The 15,843-nt window shown below is 69.9% G+C and carries 15 protein-coding genes; 10 read left to right on the forward strand and 5 right to left on the reverse strand.

The annotated features are described in order from the left end of the window. Position 1: 1 nt before the first annotated feature. The 7 genes from nuoI to ACLQ3F_RS19905 all read left to right on the forward strand — a co-directional run bounded on the left by nuoI (position 2) and on the right by ACLQ3F_RS19905 (position 7,991). The gene (gene nuoI / locus ACLQ3F_RS19875) at positions 2-643 is read left to right on the forward strand and encodes an NADH-quinone oxidoreductase subunit NuoI (protein ID WP_355004851.1); all 642 of its coding nucleotides are present in this window, start codon (positions 2-4) and stop codon (positions 641-643) included. After that, positions 640-1,410, forward strand: coding sequence for an NADH-quinone oxidoreductase subunit J (locus tag ACLQ3F_RS19880; RefSeq protein WP_355004852.1), 771 nt, complete (start codon positions 640-642; stop codon positions 1,408-1,410). The genes nuoI and ACLQ3F_RS19880 overlap by 4 nt, the downstream gene beginning before the upstream one ends. Beyond that, positions 1,410-1,727, forward strand: a complete 318-nt coding sequence (gene nuoK / locus ACLQ3F_RS19885; RefSeq protein WP_355004853.1) for an NADH-quinone oxidoreductase subunit NuoK — start codon at positions 1,410-1,412, stop codon at positions 1,725-1,727. Before ACLQ3F_RS19880 ends, nuoK begins: the two co-directional genes overlap by 1 nt. A 12-nt stretch (positions 1,728-1,739) precedes the next feature. Continuing rightward, entirely contained in the window at positions 1,740-3,665 is a 1,926-nt protein-coding gene (gene nuoL / locus ACLQ3F_RS19890; RefSeq protein WP_355004854.1) for an NADH-quinone oxidoreductase subunit L, read from the forward strand. A 64-nt stretch (positions 3,666-3,729) separates the two neighbouring features. Then, positions 3,730-5,265 carry an NADH-quinone oxidoreductase subunit M gene (locus tag ACLQ3F_RS19895; RefSeq protein ID WP_355004855.1) on the forward strand — a complete coding sequence of 512 codons (1,536 nt, stop codon included), beginning with the start codon at positions 3,730-3,732 and terminating at the stop codon, positions 5,263-5,265. Continuing rightward, positions 5,262-6,815: an NADH-quinone oxidoreductase subunit NuoN gene (gene nuoN, locus ACLQ3F_RS19900; protein WP_357196547.1), complete on the forward strand. Its 1,554-nt coding sequence runs from the start codon at positions 5,262-5,264 to the stop codon at positions 6,813-6,815. The genes ACLQ3F_RS19895 and nuoN overlap by 4 nt, the downstream gene beginning before the upstream one ends. Positions 6,816-6,905: 90 nt before the next feature. After that, on the forward strand, positions 6,906-7,991 hold the full coding sequence (locus ACLQ3F_RS19905) for a polyprenyl synthetase family protein (RefSeq protein ID WP_355004857.1): 1,086 nt from the start codon (positions 6,906-6,908) through the stop codon (positions 7,989-7,991). On the opposite strand, the gene ACLQ3F_RS19910 is transcribed toward ACLQ3F_RS19905, so the two are convergent. Continuing rightward, positions 7,967-9,196, reverse strand: a complete 1,230-nt coding sequence (locus tag ACLQ3F_RS19910) for an MFS transporter (RefSeq protein ID WP_357257661.1) — start codon at positions 9,194-9,196, stop codon at positions 7,967-7,969. The genes ACLQ3F_RS19905 and ACLQ3F_RS19910 overlap by 25 nt on opposite strands. Positions 9,197-9,350: 154 nt before the next feature. On the opposite strand from ACLQ3F_RS19910, the gene ACLQ3F_RS19915 reads away from it, so the two are divergent. After that, positions 9,351-10,133, forward strand: coding sequence for an IclR family transcriptional regulator (locus ACLQ3F_RS19915; protein WP_124821331.1), 783 nt, complete (start codon positions 9,351-9,353; stop codon positions 10,131-10,133). Positions 10,134-10,223: 90 nt separating this feature from the next. Here the strand turns inward: ACLQ3F_RS19915 and ACLQ3F_RS19920 are convergent, their stop codons facing one another. Continuing rightward, positions 10,224-12,350, reverse strand: a complete 2,127-nt coding sequence (locus tag ACLQ3F_RS19920) for a PhoX family protein (protein WP_425850671.1) — start codon at positions 12,348-12,350, stop codon at positions 10,224-10,226. A gap of 215 nt (positions 12,351-12,565) precedes the next feature. Here ACLQ3F_RS19920 and ACLQ3F_RS19925 point away from each other — a divergent pair, with 215 nt between their 5' ends. Continuing rightward, complete coding sequence (locus ACLQ3F_RS19925; protein ID WP_051708644.1) at positions 12,566-13,081, forward strand: sigma-70 family RNA polymerase sigma factor; 516 nt, start codon at positions 12,566-12,568, stop codon at positions 13,079-13,081. After that, positions 13,078-13,785, forward strand: a complete 708-nt coding sequence (locus tag ACLQ3F_RS19930) for an anti-sigma factor family protein (RefSeq protein WP_425850672.1) — start codon at positions 13,078-13,080, stop codon at positions 13,783-13,785. Before ACLQ3F_RS19925 ends, ACLQ3F_RS19930 begins: the two co-directional genes overlap by 4 nt. A 100-nt stretch (positions 13,786-13,885) precedes the next feature. Here the strand turns inward: ACLQ3F_RS19930 and rarD are convergent, their stop codons facing one another. The 3 genes from rarD to ACLQ3F_RS19945 form a co-directional block, all read right to left on the reverse strand. After that, positions 13,886-14,803, reverse strand: a complete 918-nt coding sequence (gene rarD, locus ACLQ3F_RS19935) for an EamA family transporter RarD (protein ID WP_425850674.1) — start codon at positions 14,801-14,803, stop codon at positions 13,886-13,888. Continuing rightward, entirely contained in the window at positions 14,800-15,297 is a 498-nt protein-coding gene (locus ACLQ3F_RS19940; RefSeq protein ID WP_357257663.1) for a GNAT family N-acetyltransferase, read from the reverse strand. Before ACLQ3F_RS19940 ends, rarD begins: the two co-directional genes overlap by 4 nt. A gap of 128 nt (positions 15,298-15,425) precedes the next feature. Continuing rightward, the gene (locus ACLQ3F_RS19945; protein ID WP_091395522.1) at positions 15,426-15,812 is read right to left on the reverse strand and encodes a phage holin family protein; all 387 of its coding nucleotides are present in this window, start codon (positions 15,810-15,812) and stop codon (positions 15,426-15,428) included. Between the last annotated feature and the right edge of the window lie 31 nt (positions 15,813-15,843).

A 15,843-nucleotide genomic window follows, 5' to 3' on the forward strand; every position in this document is an offset into this window, starting at 1 on the left:
CGTGGGCGCGATCACCGGAACGTTCAAGGGATTCGGTGTCACCTTCTCGCACATGTTCAGGAAGGTCGTCACGACCGACTACCCGTTCAAGCCGCCGGTGTCGGCGCCGCGCTACCACGGGCGGCACATCCTCAACCGGCACCCGGACGGCCTGGAGAAGTGCATCGGCTGCGAGCTGTGCGCCTGGGCCTGCCCGGCGGACGCGATCTACGTCGAGGGTGGCGACAACACCGACGAGGAGCGCTTCTCGCCGGGTGAGCGGTACGCCAGCATCTACCAGATCAACTACGCCCGCTGCATCTTCTGCGGGCTGTGCATCGAGGCCTGCCCGACCCGGTCGCTCACCATGAGCAACGAGTACGAGTTGGCGCGGGACAACCGGCAGGACCTGATCTTCACCAAGGAGCAGTTGCTCGCGCCGTTGCTGGAGGGCATGGAGCAGCCTCCGCACCCGATGCGGCTGGGTGACAGCGAGAAGGACTACTACGTCGGCGCGCTGGACAACCCGGGCACCTCCGCCGGTGCGGAGACGTCCCCGATGGGCCCCGGCCGTTACCAGGTCGAGGAGCACCCCGGCGTGACGTTCCCGGGCGCCGAGCAGGCCGCCCAGCGCGTGGCGGCCGGCAAGGGAGAGGGAGCATGACCACGTCTACGGTGCTCGCCGCGGCGGGTTCGGTCTCCACCGGTGAGGCGGTCACCTTCTGGATCCTCGCCCCGCTCGCGCTGATCGGCGGGATCGGGATGGTGGCCGCGCGCAACGCCGTGCACTCGGCGCTGTGGCTGGTGCTGACAATGCTCTGCCTGGGCGTGTTCTACGTGCTCCAGGCCGGCCCGTTCATCGGCATGGTGCAGATCATCGTCTACACCGGCGCGATCATGATGCTCTTCCTCTTCGTGCTGATGCTGGTCGGCAGGGACTCCACGGACTCGCTGATCGAGACGCTGCGCGGCCAGCGCGTCGCCGCGATCGTGCTCGGCCTGGGCTTCGCCGGTCTGGTCGGCACCGGCCTCTACCAGGCGCTGGACCGGACCAACACGGTCGGTCTGGAGCAGGTCAACGCCGAGGGCAACGTGCAGGGCATCGCCCGGCTGCTGTTCACCAAGTACGTCTTCGCGTTCGAGCTGACCTCGGCGCTGCTGATCACCGCGGCGGTCGGTGCCATGGTGCTGGCTCACGTCGAGCGGCGGAAGCAGGACAAGGTCGACCAGGTGTCCACCATGAAGGCACGCTTCGCCCCGGGCAACTACCCCGGCCCGAAGCCGGGCCCCGGCGTCTTCGCGACCTCCTCCTCGGTGGCCACCCCGGCCCGGCTGCCCGACGGCCGCCTGACCGACCGCAGCACCCCGGCGATCCTTCCGCAGCGCGAGCTGACCGCCGAGGAGACCTCGCTGAAGGGGACGGACAAGTAATGGGATCGTTCTTCTCGGTCGAGCCGACCTACTACCTCGTGCTCGCCGCGGTGCTGTTCACCATCGGCGCCGCCGGGGTGCTGGTCCGGCGCAACGCGCTCGTGCTGTTCATGTGCGTGGAGCTGATGCTCAACGCGGCCAACCTGACGCTGGTCACCTTCAGCCGGATCAACGGTGACCTCAACGGCCAGATCATGGCGTTCTTCGTGATGGTGGTGGCGGCGGCCGAGGTCGTGGTCGGGCTCGCGATCATCATGTCCATCTTCCGGACGCGACGCTCGGCGAGTGTCGACGACGCCAACCTGCTCAAGTACTAGAGGGGTCCACCGGTGGAAGAGACTGTGGAATACGCCCAGGCCACGGGGCTGCTTGGGGGCGTCTGGCTGCTGGTGGCGATCCCGCTGCTCAGCGCGGCAATCCTGCTGCTGCTCGGCCGCCGGGCCGACCGCTGGGGGCACTGGTTGGGCGTTGCCGCCATCGGCGCGGCGTTCGTGCTCGGCCTGAGCTTCTTCTTCCAGCTGCGTGGCCTGGAGAACAAGTCCGTCGAGCTGAGCCTCTGGGACTTCATCGCCGTCGGTGATCTGCGCGTCGACTTCGGCCTGCTGTTCGACCCGCTGGCCGCGGTCTTCGTACTGCTGATCACCGGGGTGGGTTTCCTGATCCACCTGTACGCGGTGGAGTACATGTCGCACGACGCGGGCCGTCGTCGGTTCTTCGCGTACTTCAACCTGTTCGTCGCGGCGATGCTGCTGCTGGTCCTCGGCAACAACTACGTGATGCTGTACTTCGGCTGGGAGGGCGTCGGTCTGGCGTCGTACCTGCTGATCTCCTTCTGGACCGAGCGGCCGAGCGCGGCCACCGCCGGCAAGAAGGCGTTCCTGATGAACCGGGTCGGCGACGCCGGCCTGGCCATCGGCATCTTCATCATGTTCGCCACCCTGGGCACCACCCAGTACGACGAGGTGTTCAACGGTGTCGGCGCGCTGACCGGCACCACGGTGCTGGTCCTCGGCCTGTTGCTGCTGCTCGGGGCGGCCGGCAAGTCCGGTCAGTTCCCGCTCCAGGCCTGGTTGCCGGACGCGATGGAGGGCCCGACCCCCGTGTCGGCGCTCATCCACGCCGCCACCATGGTCACCGCGGGCGTCTACCTGATCGCCCGGTCCAACCCGATCTTCTCGGCCAACTCGACGCTGCAACTCGTGGTGGTCAGCGTCGGCGCGCTCACCCTGCTGATCGGCTGCATCATCGGTGCTGCCAAGGACGACATCAAGCGGGTGCTCGCCTGGTCGACGGTGAGCCAGATCGGCTACATGTTCCTCGGTGTCGGCCTCGGCGGCGCGGCGTACGCGCTGGCCATCGTGCACCTGCTGGCGCACGGCTTCTTCAAGGCCAACATGTTCCTGGGCGCGGGCTCGGTCATGCACGGGATGAAGGACCAGGTCGACATCCGCCGCTTCGGTGGGCTGTCCAAGTACATGAAGATCACCTGGTTGACCTTCATGATGGGTTGGCTGGCCATCATCGGCATGTTCCCCTTCTCGGGCTTCTTCTCCAAGGAGCCGATCATCGTGGCCGCCTTCGAGCGGGAGGACTGGACCGCCTGGCTCTTCGGCGGTGCGGCACTGCTCGGCGCCGGGCTCACCGCGTTCTACATGACGCGGCTGTTCGTCCTTACGTTCCACGGGCCGCAGCGGTGGACCGAGGACATCGAGCACCCGCACGAGTCGCCGAAGCTGATGACCATCCCGCTGATCCTGCTGGCGGTCGGGTCGGTCGGCGCCGGCTTCCTGCTCGCCACGTCCGTCCCGGACTGGCTGACGGAGACCGCCGGACTGGGCGGCGAGCATGCAGAGCACGAAGCGGTCCTCTCGCACACCGTGATCACCATCCTGTCGCTGCTGGTGACAGTGCTCGGTGCCGGGCTCGCCTGGTTCCTGTTCCGCGCCGGCACCGCCACCGCGCCGCAGCCGGCCGGGGTGCTGGTCACCGCCGCCCGGCGCAACCTCTACACCGACACGGTCAACGAGGCGGTCTTCGAGAAGCCGGGCATCTTCCTCACCCGGGCGCTGGTGTACCTCGACAACCGGGGCATCGACGGGCTCGTCAACGGGCTCGCCGCCGCGGTCGGCGGTGGCTCGGGTCGCCTCCGTCGGATGCAGACCGGCTTTGTCCGCTCGTACGCCACCTCGATCCTGGCCGGTGCGCTGCTGGTGATGGCGGCGTTCCTGGCGGTGCAGGCGGGGTGGTTGGCGTGATCGACCTCTTTCCGGCCGCCCCCGCCGGCGGACCACGCAGTGACGACGGAGGTAAGGCCGCATAATGTCCAACTTCCCGTTCCTCTCGGTGCTCACCGTGGCGCCGCTGGTGGGTGCCCTGGTGGTGGCCTTCCTGCCGCGCCACCGCCCGGAGCTGGCCAAGCAGGTGGCGTTCGCCTGGTCGCTGCTCGTGCTGGTGCTCTCGGTGGTGATGTGGGTCAGCTTCAACGCCGGCGGTGACCGGTTCCAGTTCCGCGAGTCGTACTCCTGGATCCCGAACTGGGGGGTCAGCTTCACCTTCGCCGCCGACGGCATCGCGCTGGTGATGCTGATGCTGATCGCGGTGCTGGTGCCGCTGGTGATCCTGGCGTCCTGGCACGACGCGGAGTCGTCGAAGCGGTCGGTGCCTGTCTACTTCGCGCTGCTGCTGGTCCTCGAGTGCACGATGATCGGCGTCTTCGCAGCCGCCGACGTCTTCCTGTTCTACGTGTTCTTCGAGGTCATGCTGGTGCCGATGTACTTCCTCATCGGCAGCTACGGCGGCCACCAGCGGCAGTACGCGGCGGTGAAGTTCTTCCTCTACTCGCTCGTCGGCGGTCTGTTCATGCTGGCAGCGGTGATCGGCCTATGGGTGGTCGGCGGGAAGACCTTCGACTGGCAGGCGCTCTCGCAGGTCGACATCAGCACCGGCACCGAGCGATGGCTGTTCCTCGGCTTCTTCCTCGCGTTCGCCATCAAGGCGCCGTTCTTCCCGTTCCACACCTGGTTGCCCGATGCCGGTGGCGCCGCCCCGGCGGGGGCGGCGGCGCTGCTCGTCGGCGTGCTGGACAAGGTCGGCACCTTCGGCATCCTGCGCTACTGCCTGCCGCTGTTCCCGGAGGCGTCGAAGTGGTTCGCGCCGTGGGCGCTGGCCCTGGGCGTGATCGGCATCGTCTACGCCGCGCTGCTGGCGGTCGGCCAGAACGACCTCAAGCGGCTGGTGTCGTACACCTCGATCGCGCACTTCGGCTTCATCGGCGTGGGCATCTTCGCCTTCACCACCCAGGCCGGCACCGGCGCGGTGCTCTACATGCTCAACCACGGGCTGGCCACCGGCCTGCTCTTCCTGGTGGTGGGCATGCTGATCTCCCGGCGTGGTTCGTCGCTGATCAGCGACTTCGGTGGCGCCGGCAAGCTCGTCCCGGTGCTCGCCGGTGTGCTCTTCTTCGCCGGTCTCGCCTCGCTCGCGCTGCCCGGCACGGCGCCGTTCATCTCCGAGTTCCTGGTGCTGATCGGCACGTTCACAGTGAACAAGCCGGTCGCGGTGATCGCCACGCTCGGCATCATCCTGGCCGCCGCGTACGTGCTGTGGATGGTGCAGCGCACCACCCAGGGCACCCTCAACCCGGCTCTCACCGAGGTCGACGGGATGCGCAAGGACCTCAACCTGCGCGAGAAGGTCGTGGTCGCCCCGCTGATCGCGCTGATCGTGCTGCTCGGCTTCTTCCCCAAGCCGGTCACTGACGTGATCAACCCCGCCGTCCAGGCGACAATGGACGACATCGGCAGAACCGACCCGGCGCCGTCCGTGGGCGGCACCGTCCAGGAGGCGGCAAAGTGACCGAGTTGAAGCTGCCGTCGATCGACTACGCGGCGATCTCTCCGATCCTGATCATGCTGGGCACCGCGTTGCTCGGCGTGCTGGTCGAGGCCCTGGTGCCTCGTCGCTGGCGGCACGTGGTGCAGTTGACGCTGGCGCTGCTCGCCGTGCTCGCGGCACTGACCATGGTGGTCCTCAGCGCCGACGAGCGGATCATCACGGCGGGTCAGGCGCTCGCGATCGACGGGCCGACGCTCTTCCTCCAGGGCGCGATCCTGGTGCTGGCCGCCATGGCGCTGCTGCTGATCGGTGACCGCTCGGTCGAGCGGGGCGGGGCGTTCGTCGCTCAGGCCGCGGTGACCGCGGAGTCGGCCGACGACCGGCGGCAGGCCGAGGGTCGCAACGGTCTCACCGAGGTCTACCCGCTGACCACGTTCGCGATCGGCGGCATGCTGATCTTCGTGGCGGCGAACGACCTGCTGACCATGTTCATCGCCCTCGAGGTCTTCTCCCTGCCGCTCTACCTGCTCTGCGCGCTGGCCCGTCGCCGGCGTCTGCTGAGCCAGGAGGCGGCGATGAAGTACTTCCTGCTCGGCGCGTACGCCTCGGCGTTCTTCCTGTTCGGTGTGGCCCTGATCTACGGCTTCACCGCCGGAATCCCGGGCCGCACGGCCGGCGTCGACTTCGCCACCATCCACGCGGCGGTGGGCGAGTCGCCGGCCAGCCCGGTGCTGCTCTTCGCCGGTATGGCGCTGCTCGCCATCGGTCTGCTCTTCAAGGCCGCGGCGGCCCCGTTCCACGTCTGGACCCCGGACGTCTACCAGGGCGCTCCGACCCCGGTCACCGGTTTCATGGCGGCCTGCACCAAGGTCGCCGCGTTCGGTGCCCTGCTGCGCGTCTTCCAGGTCGCGTTCGCCGACGCCAACTGGGACTTCACCCCGGTCCTCGGCGCGGTGGCGGTGCTGACCATGCTCATCGGCGCGGTGCTCGCGGTCACCCAGACCGACATCAAGCGGCTGCTCGCGTACTCCTCGATCGCCAACGCCGGCTACCTGCTGGTCGGTGTGTTGGCGCCGAGCCGCGACGGGCTGGCCGGCACGATGTTCTACCTGGTCGCGTACGGCTTCTCGGTGCTGGCCGCGTTCGCCGTGGTGACGCTGGTACGCGACGACGACGGCGAGGCCACCCACCTGTCCCGCTGGGCCGGGCTGGGTCGCCGGTCGCCGTTCTTCGCCGCGCTGTTCACGTTCATCCTGCTGGCCTTCGCCGGTATTCCGCTGACCAGCGGCTTCACCAGCAAGTTCGCCATCTTCGGGCCGGCGCTGGAGGGTGGCCAGGCCTGGCTGGTGATCGCCGGTGTGCTGACCAGCATGATTCTGGCGTTCCCGTACCTGCGGGTCGTGGTGATGATGTGGCTCTCCGAGCCGGGCGAGTCGACCCCGACCGTCACGGTGCCCGGTGGGCTCACCGCCGCCGCGCTGATGATCGGTGTGGTGGCGACCCTGGTGTTGGGTGTCGCCCCGGCGCCGCTGCTCGATCTGGCTACCGGAGCCGCCGAATTCGTTAGATGACCGAAGGATCGATCACCGGGGGTCGGCGCGTGTTCACGTGCCGGCCCCCGGTGCGTATCCCCGGGCCGGAGCAGGTCGAACGGGTGTGGCATGGTTGATAGCGTGGTGAATCCGGCGGGCGAGCGTTCAGGTGCCTCCGGCTCCGGCGGTCGACGGGGTCGGGCGAGCACGAGTCAGTTCGGCGCGCTTGGCCTGAGCCTCGCCGATCCCCGTGTCGAGGCGTCCGTGCTGGGTCTGCTGGACACGGTCGAGGTCGAGTTGCGGGCCAGCGTGGCCAGTGCCGACCCGTTCGTCACCGAGGCCGCCCGGCACCTCGTCGAGGCCGGCGGGAAGCGGTTCCGGCCGTTGCTGGTGGCGCTCGGCGCCCAGTTCGGCGATCCGACCGGTGCGCAGGTGGTCCCGGCCGCCGTGGTGATGGAGCTCACTCACCTCGCCACCCTCTACCACGACGACGTGATGGACGAGGCAGCCGTCCGTCGGGGCGCGCCGAGCGCGAACTCCCGGTGGACCAACTCGGTCGCCATCCTGGTCGGCGACTACCTCTTCGCCCGCGCGGCGGACATCGCCGCCGACCTGGGCCCCGAGGCGGTCCGGTTGCAGGCGCGCACCTTCGCCCGGCTGGTGCACGGCCAGATCGCGGAGACGGTCGGGCCGCGCGCCGACGACGACCCGGTGGCCCACTACCTGCACGTGATCGCTGAGAAGACCGGCTCGTTGATCGCCACGTCCGCCCGGTTCGGCGGCATGTTCGGTGGGGCCGCCCCCGAGCACGTGGAGGCCCTCGCCGGGTACGGCGAGACGATCGGCGTCGCCTTCCAGCTCTCCGACGACCTGCTGGACATCGCCTCCGAGTCGGTGCAGTCGGGCAAGACCCCCGGCACGGACCTGCGCGAGGGTGTTCCGACGCTGCCGGTGCTCTACGCCCGCGAGGCGGACGACTCCGACGCGTCGTCGGTGCGGCTGCGGGAGATCCTGGCGACCGGCCCGTTGACCGACGACGCGCTGCACGCCGAGGCGTTGGGGCTGCTCCGGGAGAGCCCGGCGCTCAAGCGGGCCCGGGAGACCGTCCGCAGCTACGCCGAGGACGCCCGCGCGCAGCTCGCCCCGCTGCCGCACGGCCCGTCCCGCAGCGCGTTGGAGTCGCTCTGCGACTACATCGCCGACCGCACCAGCTGATCCACGCCACGGCCCTTTGCAGCGCCGGCGCGGGTCAACAAGCGGCTGCCGACGAGCATGAGGGCGGCGGCGAGCAGCATCGCCACGGCCGCAACGGTCCACATCGCCGGGTAACCGAGGTGGGCGGCGAGCGGGCCCAGGCTCAGCGGGCCGAGGCAGCCGCCCGCGTACACGCCGGTCTGTGTGATTGAGGTGGCGGCGGCCGGTGACTGCGGGTGGAGCCGGACCACCGCGAAGTTCATCAGACCAGGCCAGGCCCAGCCCAGGCCGAAGCCGAGCACCACACCGACCACCAACGGCACCGAGCCGGTCAACGCGAGCAGGCCCAGCCCGACCGCGCCGACGAGCAGCATCGCGGCGATGACGGCGACGTGACCGGTCTCGCGGCGGTCGGCCAACCAGCCCGCGCCCACCCGGGCCGCCACGCAGACAGCGCTACCCAGGGTCAGGGTGAGGCCGGCGAGGCCCGGCGACAGACCTCGGGCCGCCGAGGAGTCCACCAGGAAGGTGCCGAGCGCGTTGGCCGCGCCCGACGCCAACGTCGCCGCCGCGCCGATCACCACCAGCGCCGCCGTCGCCCGCCCCGCGCGCGCGGCGCCGGCCCGACGGGCCAGGCCAGGCAACTGTCGGGGTACGGCGGCCAGCGTCGTCAGCGCCGCCACGGCGGCGGCCACGAACGCCCAGCGCCAGCCGGCGGTGAGCGCGATGGTGGGCACCGCCGCGCCGGCCAGCAGTGTGGAGACCGGGATGGCGGCCTGCTTGACACCGAACGACAGCCCCTGCCGCCGGGCCGGCACGTGCTGGGCCAGTGCCGCGTTGCTGGCCAACTGGCCGAGCGCGTTCGCGGCGGCGCTGAGCGCCAGCAGACCGACCAGCACCGGGTACGACCTGGCGAAGGCGGCCACGGCCAGCATTGACCCGGCGGCCAGCACGATGCCGCAGCGGGCGACCACCGCCGGTCCGTACCGCTCGACCAACCGCCCAGAGGGCACCGAGGCCAGCGCGCTGACCCCGAAGTAGACGGAGACGGCAAGGCCCAGGCCGGCCGGTGAGAAGCCGAGGTCCGTGCCCATCTGCACGGCGAGACCGCCGAGCAGGAAGACGGGGAGTACGCAGGCCACCGTGGTGACGACTGCGCCGGCGCTGGCCCGGACCGGATGGGGTTGGGCAACGGCCGGATCGGGGGTGTTCGAGGTGTCGGTCATCGTTCGGCAAACCTACGCGAGCCCCGCTCACCGCACTCCCGGTGACCGGCGGGCAACAACCTGTGGATGGTGATCTGGCATCCTCGACCCGAACAGGCATTTCGCACCGGGCCTGTTTTTCATATGGTGTAAGTCCACGGCGGCGGAGGTGGTTGTGCGCGACCCCTTGGCAGAACCTTCGGACCTGATTCGCAGCGTGTCCCGAGCGCTACGGGTGCTGGAGTCGGTCGGTCGTGCCCCGAAGGGCCTGACCGTCAAGCAGATCGCCAGACGCTGCGAGCTGACCGTGGCCACCACCTACCACCTGGTTCGCACCCTCGCCTACGAGGGCTACGTGATCCGTCGCGAGGACGGCACGTACATCGTGGGGTTGGAGGTGGCCGACCGGTACCGGGAGCTGGTGACGGCGTTCCGGGGCCCGCCGGCGGTCGGTGAGACACTGCGCCGGGCCGCCCTGGACACCGGCTACAGCCACTACCTTGGTCGGTTCGTCGGCGGCCAGGTCGCACTCACCGCCGTCGCCGAGGGCCACCGCTCGCCCTACCTTGAGGATCTGGTCCCCGGCTTCGACGAGGGTGCGCACGCGACAGCGCTCGGCAAGTCGCTGCTCGCCACCCTCACGACCGACCAGCGCTACCGCTATCTGCGCGAGTACGGCATGCGCCCGTTCACCACCGCCACGCTCACCACCACCGAGAGTTTCGAGGCGGACCTGGCCGCCGGCGACCGGCGCGGCATGCAACTGGAGATGGGGCAGTTCCGCCAGGGGGTGGCCTGCGCCGCGGTGCTCGTCGCGCCGGACAAGGACATGGAACGCCGGGTCGTGCTGGCCTGCGCGTTGCCGGCCAGCGAGATGATGACCTCCGCCCGGGTGGTACGCGCCAAGCTGCTCACAGTGGCCCGCAGCGTGGCCGACGGCATCGCCAGCGACAACTGACCGCCGAGAGGCCCTCTCCCGGGCTGGGAGAGGGCCTCTCGGGGCGGTCCACGCGGGACCGCCGGAGCAACGTCAGCGGCGGTCGTGCCGTCAGCTGCCCACCGGGCCGCCGTCGAGGCGCCAGGTGACCACCACGCCCGGCTTGGCGTAGTCACCGTCCGGCCAGTTCGAGGCCGGGTTCTCCACCGAGGCCCCGGTGATCTCGCCCGGGTGCTGCACGGCGACGAAGACCGAGCGGTTGTCGCCGGTGATGAACGGGCCGCAGGTCTCCGCGCCGAGCGGCACCGTCAGGAACTGCTTGAGGTGACCCCGCTCCGGACCCTCCACGGCGGTCGCGAACAGACCGTCGTTGCTGCCCAGCGCGTTGCCGTCGGTGGAGATCCAGAGGTTGCCGGTGGCGTCGAAGGCGACGTTGTCCGGGCAGGAGATCGGGGAGACCTTCGTCTTGTCATACCCGGCGAAGAAGGTCGACGGGTCGGTCGGGTCGCCGCACACGATCGGCAACGACCAGGCGAAGGTCTCCGAGGTGTTGTCGTTGCGATCCTCGACCAGTTCCAGGATCTGCCCGTGCTTGTTGGCGTTGCGCGGGTTGGCCTCGTCCGGCTTCGGGTTGCTGCCGACGCCCCGGTTGGTGTTGTTGGTCAGCGCCACGTACACCTTGCCGGTGAGCAGGCTCGGCTCGACGTCCTCGGGGCGGTCCATCTTGGTCGCGCCGACCTTGTCACCGGCGAGCCGGGTGAAGGTGAGCACGTCCGCCGCGGTCATCCCGTCGACGAACGACCGGTTGCCGCTGACCAGCCTGATCCAGCGGCCCCGACCGTTGAACGCGCCGTCGGTGGGGAGCTTGCCCGTACCGTCGATCTCGGCGGCGCTGGTCTGGTCGAGCTTCGCCACGTAGAGCGTGCCGGACTCCAGCAGGGTCAGGTTGTGCTTGCGGGCAGCCCAGGAGTTGCCCTTCATGAACTTCTTGTCCGAGACGAACTTGTAGAGGTAGTCGAACCGCTCGTCGTCGCCCATGTACGCGACCACGTGGCCGTCCTTCGCGACGATCACGTTGGCGCCCTCGTGCTTGAACCGGCCCATCGCGGTGTGCTTGCGCGGGCGGCTCTCCGGGTCGAACGGGTCGATCTCGACGACCCAGCCGAACCGGTGTGCCTCGTTGGGGTGCTTCGCCAGGTCGAAGCGCTCGTCCGCGCGCTCCCACTTGCGGCTGCCGCTGGGGTAGCGGCTGGCGGTGCTGATGCCGTAACGGTCCAGCTTCGGCTTCAGCTCGGCCGGGGCGGCGTCGGCTCCCACGAAGTATTGGTTGAAGTTCTCCTCGCCGGAGAGCACTGTGCCCCACGGGGTCACGCCACCGGCGCAGTTGTTCAGCGTGCCGACGACCGTACGGCCCCTGGGGTCGGCGGCGGTCTTCAGCCAGGCCGAGCCGGCCGCCGGGCCGGTCAGGTCGAACTTGGTGCTCAGGGCGGTGACCCGCCGGTTGTACGGCCGCGGGCCCTTGCCGACCGGCTTCCACTGCCCGGTGCCCGCGACCCGCTCAAGCTCCACCACCGACATGCCGTGCGCGGCCATGGCGGTGCGCACCTGCTCCACGGAGAGCCCGTCCAGGCCGGGGAAGCCCGGGAACATCAGGTCCTCGTTGGTGTACTCGTGGTTGACCACGAGCAGCGCCCGCTTGCCCTGCTTGTCCAGCGGCAGCACGCCCACGAAGTCGTTGTTGTAGCCGAACTGCCTGGACTGCGCGGCGGCGGTCTGGTGGTGCAGGTCGAACGCCGGCGCGCCCGGCAGCACCGGGTCACCCCACTTGATCACCACGGCGTGGTCGTAGCCGTTCGGCACGACCAGGGTGTCCAGCTTGTTCGGAGGGATCGGCTTGAAGGTCAGCGCGCCGCTGCCGATCCCGGTGCTCGGACGGCCGAACCCGAAGTTCTCCGGAACGTCCGGGGCGGTCGGGGCCGCCATGGCCGGAGCCGCCCCGGCGAGCGCGCCAGCCGCCGTGCCGCCGAAGCCGAGCACCAGCGCGCCGACCGCGCCGGCCCGGACCACGCCACGCCGCGAGACCTCGGCGTTCACCACGTCACCGAAGTACGCGTTGTCGGAGGTGTTCGGGACCGGGTGGTCACACGCGTTTCCGCACCGGTACAGACAGGTCATGGCATCACGGGTGCCATGGCGGGTGCCGTTCAACAGGGGGAGCAGCCGGGGACGGTCGCTCATGGGGGAGGCCTCCAGAGAAGTCGGTGGCACGACAGGCGGCGTACCAGCCGGACGCTAGGAGGACGTGGTGAGCGCTCGTCAGCCGCGATGTGAACCGGGCATGAACACCTATGCGGGCGGCACCCGTCTGACCTCGGGCTGAACCGATCGGCGTGACCGCACGTATTCCCGAGCGGACGCACCGCCGGACGCGCGCCGGAAGCGAGGAGACCGCCATCAGCGACCACGACGCCCAACTGCTCCGCGCGCTGCACGACGAGCACGCGGAGGCGCTGTACGCCCATGCCCTGCGGCTGGTCAACGGGGACCGGCAGCGGGCCGAGGACCTGGTGCAGGAGACGCTGCTGCGGGCCTGGCGACATCCGGAGTCACTCGACCCGAGGCGCGGATCGGTGCGGTCCTGGCTGTTCACCACCGCCCGTAACCTGGCCATCGACGCCTGGCGGCGGCGATCCACCCGGGTCGGCGAGGTGTTCACCGACGATCTGCCCGAACCGCCCGAGGTGATCGACGAGGCCGAACGGGCGGTGGAGGCGTGGACCGTCGCCGAGGCGCTGAACCGGCTCAGCCCGACCCACCGGGAGGTGCTCGTCGAGTGCTTCTACCAGGGGCGATCGGTGGCCGAGGCGGCGTCCCGCCTGGGCGTACCACCAGGGACCGTGAAATCCCGCACCCACTACGCGCTGCGGTCTCTACGGTTGGTCCTGGCCGAGATGGGGGTGACGGGATGACCCGGTGCGAGTTCGCGTACGACGACGGCGCGTACGTGCTGGGCGCCCTGGCCCCCGCCGAACGGGCGGCCTACGAGCGGCACCTGGGCGGCTGCGGCTCGTGCCGGGAGGCGGTCGCCGAGATCGCCGTCCTGCCCGGGTTGCTCGGGCGCCTCGACCCGGCGGGGTTGGAGCAGATCCTGCCGCCGCCGGCCCCGCCCCGGGTGCCCGCGTTGCTCGACGAGGCCCGCCAGCGTCGTCGTCGGGAACGCGCCGCGGACCGGCGACGGTACGCACTGACCACACTGGCCGCCGCCGGGCTGGCGTTGCTGGTCGGTGTGGGCACCGCAGTGGCGCTGCCTCGACCGGTCGACCCGCCCAGCGTGCAGGGCAAGCCCGCCCCGCAGGTGTCGATGGTGGCCATGCGACCGGTGGCTTCCGCCGGGCCGGTGCACGCCGACCTCGGGTTGACCGGCACGAAGTGGGGCACCGAGGTGAGAATGCGTTGCGGGTACGACGCGCGGACGAGCTACGGCAAGGCGTATCCGTTCCGGCTGGTGGCGCGGGGCCCGAACGGTGCCACCGAGCAGATCGGCTCGTGGTTGGCGGCCCCCGGCGACGATCTGAGCTTCACCGGCACGACGAGGTTCACCGATGCCGAGCTGGTCAGCGTGGAGCTCCAGAAAGCCGACGGCACGCCCCTGTTGACCTACGCCGTCCCGTAACCCACCCCACCCCGTCCCTTTCGCGATCTTGCACTTTCTGTCCTTCCACAAGGGGCATGGAGGGCATATCGGTGACAGAAACTGCAAGATCGCGGGGTGGTCAGGGGGTTGGGACGGGCGTTGGGAGAGGGGTGGGCCGGCGGGTATGGCGGGAGGCTCGGACGGCGTCGGCAGTGAAGACGATCAGGGCCAGCCAGACCAGCGCGAAGCCCGCCAGCCGGGCCGGCGGCATCGGCTCGTGGAAGATCAGCACCCCGCAGCCGAGCTGAAGGATCGGCGCCAGGTACTGGACCATGCCCAGGCTGCTCAAAGGCAGTCGGTTGGCCGCCCCGGCGAACAGCAGCAGCGGAATCGCCGTGGCCGCGCCGGCCAGCACCAGCAACGCGGTGTGCCCGGCCGAGACATGCCCGAAGGTCAGGTCGGCCTTCGCCGTCAGCCAGCCCAGGTAGCCCAGCGCCGGCAACGCCAGCACCGCCGACTCGACGAACAGCCCCTCCGCCGCCGGCAGCCCGAGCCGCTTCTTCACCAGGCCGTAGCCGGCGAAGCTGAACGCCAGGGTCAACGCCAGCCAGGGCAGCCGTCCGTAGTCCACGGTGAGCACCGCGACCGCCGACGCGCCGATGCCCAGCGCCACCCACTGCGCCGGGCGTAGCCGCTCCCGCAGCACCGTCACCCCGAGCAGCACCACGACCAGCGGGTTGATGAAGTAGCCGAGCGCGGTCTCCACCACCCGGTCCGAGTTCACCCCGTAGATGTAGGTGCCCCAGTTGACAGCTATCAGCGCGGCGGCGGCGACGATCCCCGCCACCGCCCACCGGCGGCGCAGCAACGCCCGCAGGAAGCCGATGTTGCGCAGCGCGCCCAGCAGCAGAGCCACGAAGACCACCGACCAGACGATCCGGTGGGCCAGGATCTCCAGCGGGCCGGCGGGTCGCAGCAGCTTCAGGTAGAGCGGAAAGAAACCCCAGAGCAGGTACGCGCCGAGGCCGTAGAGGTATCCCAGGCGAAGTGGCGTCACGTCTCCACCGTAAGGGGCATAGTGCTGCTTTGTTCCTTTCCGGTGAGCGGGGTCACCGGGGCTCGCCGGTCCAGCTGCATCCACCGTTGCGGCGCGTCCAGCGGGGTGAAGCCCACCCCCGCGTACACCTGGTGGGCGTCGTTCGTGCAGAGCAGGATCCGGCGTACGCCCAGCTCATCCAGGTGGTCCCGGACCGCGCCGGCCAGCCGTCCGCCCAGCCCGCGACCCCGGGCGGCGCGGTCGACGTACACGTCGCAGAGCCAGGCGAAGGTGGCACCGTCGGTGACGACCCGGGCCACGGCGACCTGGCGGCCGTCCTCCGGCCGGTAGATGCCGAACGGCAGCGAGCCGGCGAACGACCGCTCGGTGGTCGCCCGGTCCCGTCCGAGCGCCCAGTACGCGTCGGTGGACAACCAGTGGTGCACCAGATCGAGGTCGATCCGCTCCGGATCGGTGCTGAGCAGGTGGCCGTCGGAATAGGTCAGCGAGAACATGCCGCGACGCTAACCACCGAGGTGGGCGGTAAGGCCGCAACATTCCCGAACTCTGGTCATCGGCCCGCCGGGGCCCCGGCCGAGGTCGGAGCCCCGGACGGACCGGGTCGGTGCTTGCTGGTCGGCGGTCAGTCCCGGTCGAGGACGGCGCCGAGGATCCAGGTCACGATGCTCACGAAGAGGGCGCCGAGCACTGCCGCCGGCCAGAAACCGTCCACCGAGAACGGCAACCCGGCCTGGTCGGCGATCCAGCTGGTGAGCAGGAAGAGCAGCCCGTTCACCACCAGGGCGATGAGACCCAGGGTCAGCAGGTAGAAGCCACAACCGACGGTCTTGATGATCGGCTGGAGAACAGCGTTGACCACACCGAAGATCACCGCCACCAGGAGCAGCGTGGTCACCGTCTCGGTGGCCGAGTTCGAATCCAGGGAGATGCCCGGGATGAGGAGCGTGGCCAGCCAGAAAGCCAGAGCTGTGCTGGCCAGCCGAATCAGCAGACCTTTCAGAAAACCCATGGCGGGGATCGTGCCACGGACACCGCACGGA

Source organism: Micromonospora sp. DT15 (assembly GCF_049841475.1).
In the GTDB taxonomy this organism is placed as follows: domain Bacteria; phylum Actinomycetota; class Actinomycetes; order Mycobacteriales; family Micromonosporaceae; genus Micromonospora.

Coding starts and splice junctions, on each gene's coding strand:
- ACLQ3F_RS19880 (WP_355004852.1), top strand. CDS start 640: ATGACCACGTCTACGGTGCTCGCCGCGGCGGGTTCGGTCTCCACCGGT.
- nuoK (WP_355004853.1), top strand. CDS start 1,410: ATGGGATCGTTCTTCTCGGTCGAGCCGACCTACTACCTCGTGCTCGCC.
- ACLQ3F_RS19895 (WP_355004855.1), top strand. CDS start 3,730: ATGTCCAACTTCCCGTTCCTCTCGGTGCTCACCGTGGCGCCGCTGGTG.
- ACLQ3F_RS19905 (WP_355004857.1), top strand. CDS start 6,906: ATGGTTGATAGCGTGGTGAATCCGGCGGGCGAGCGTTCAGGTGCCTCC.
- ACLQ3F_RS19910 (WP_357257661.1), bottom strand. CDS start 9,196: ATGACCGACACCTCGAACACCCCCGATCCGGCCGTTGCCCAACCCCAT.
- ACLQ3F_RS19920 (WP_425850671.1), bottom strand. CDS start 12,350: ATGAGCGACCGTCCCCGGCTGCTCCCCCTGTTGAACGGCACCCGCCAT.
- ACLQ3F_RS19930 (WP_425850672.1), top strand. CDS start 13,078: ATGACCCGGTGCGAGTTCGCGTACGACGACGGCGCGTACGTGCTGGGC.
- ACLQ3F_RS19940 (WP_357257663.1), bottom strand. CDS start 15,297: ATGTTCTCGCTGACCTATTCCGACGGCCACCTGCTCAGCACCGATCCG.
- ACLQ3F_RS19945 (WP_091395522.1), bottom strand. CDS start 15,812: ATGGGTTTTCTGAAAGGTCTGCTGATTCGGCTGGCCAGCACAGCTCTG.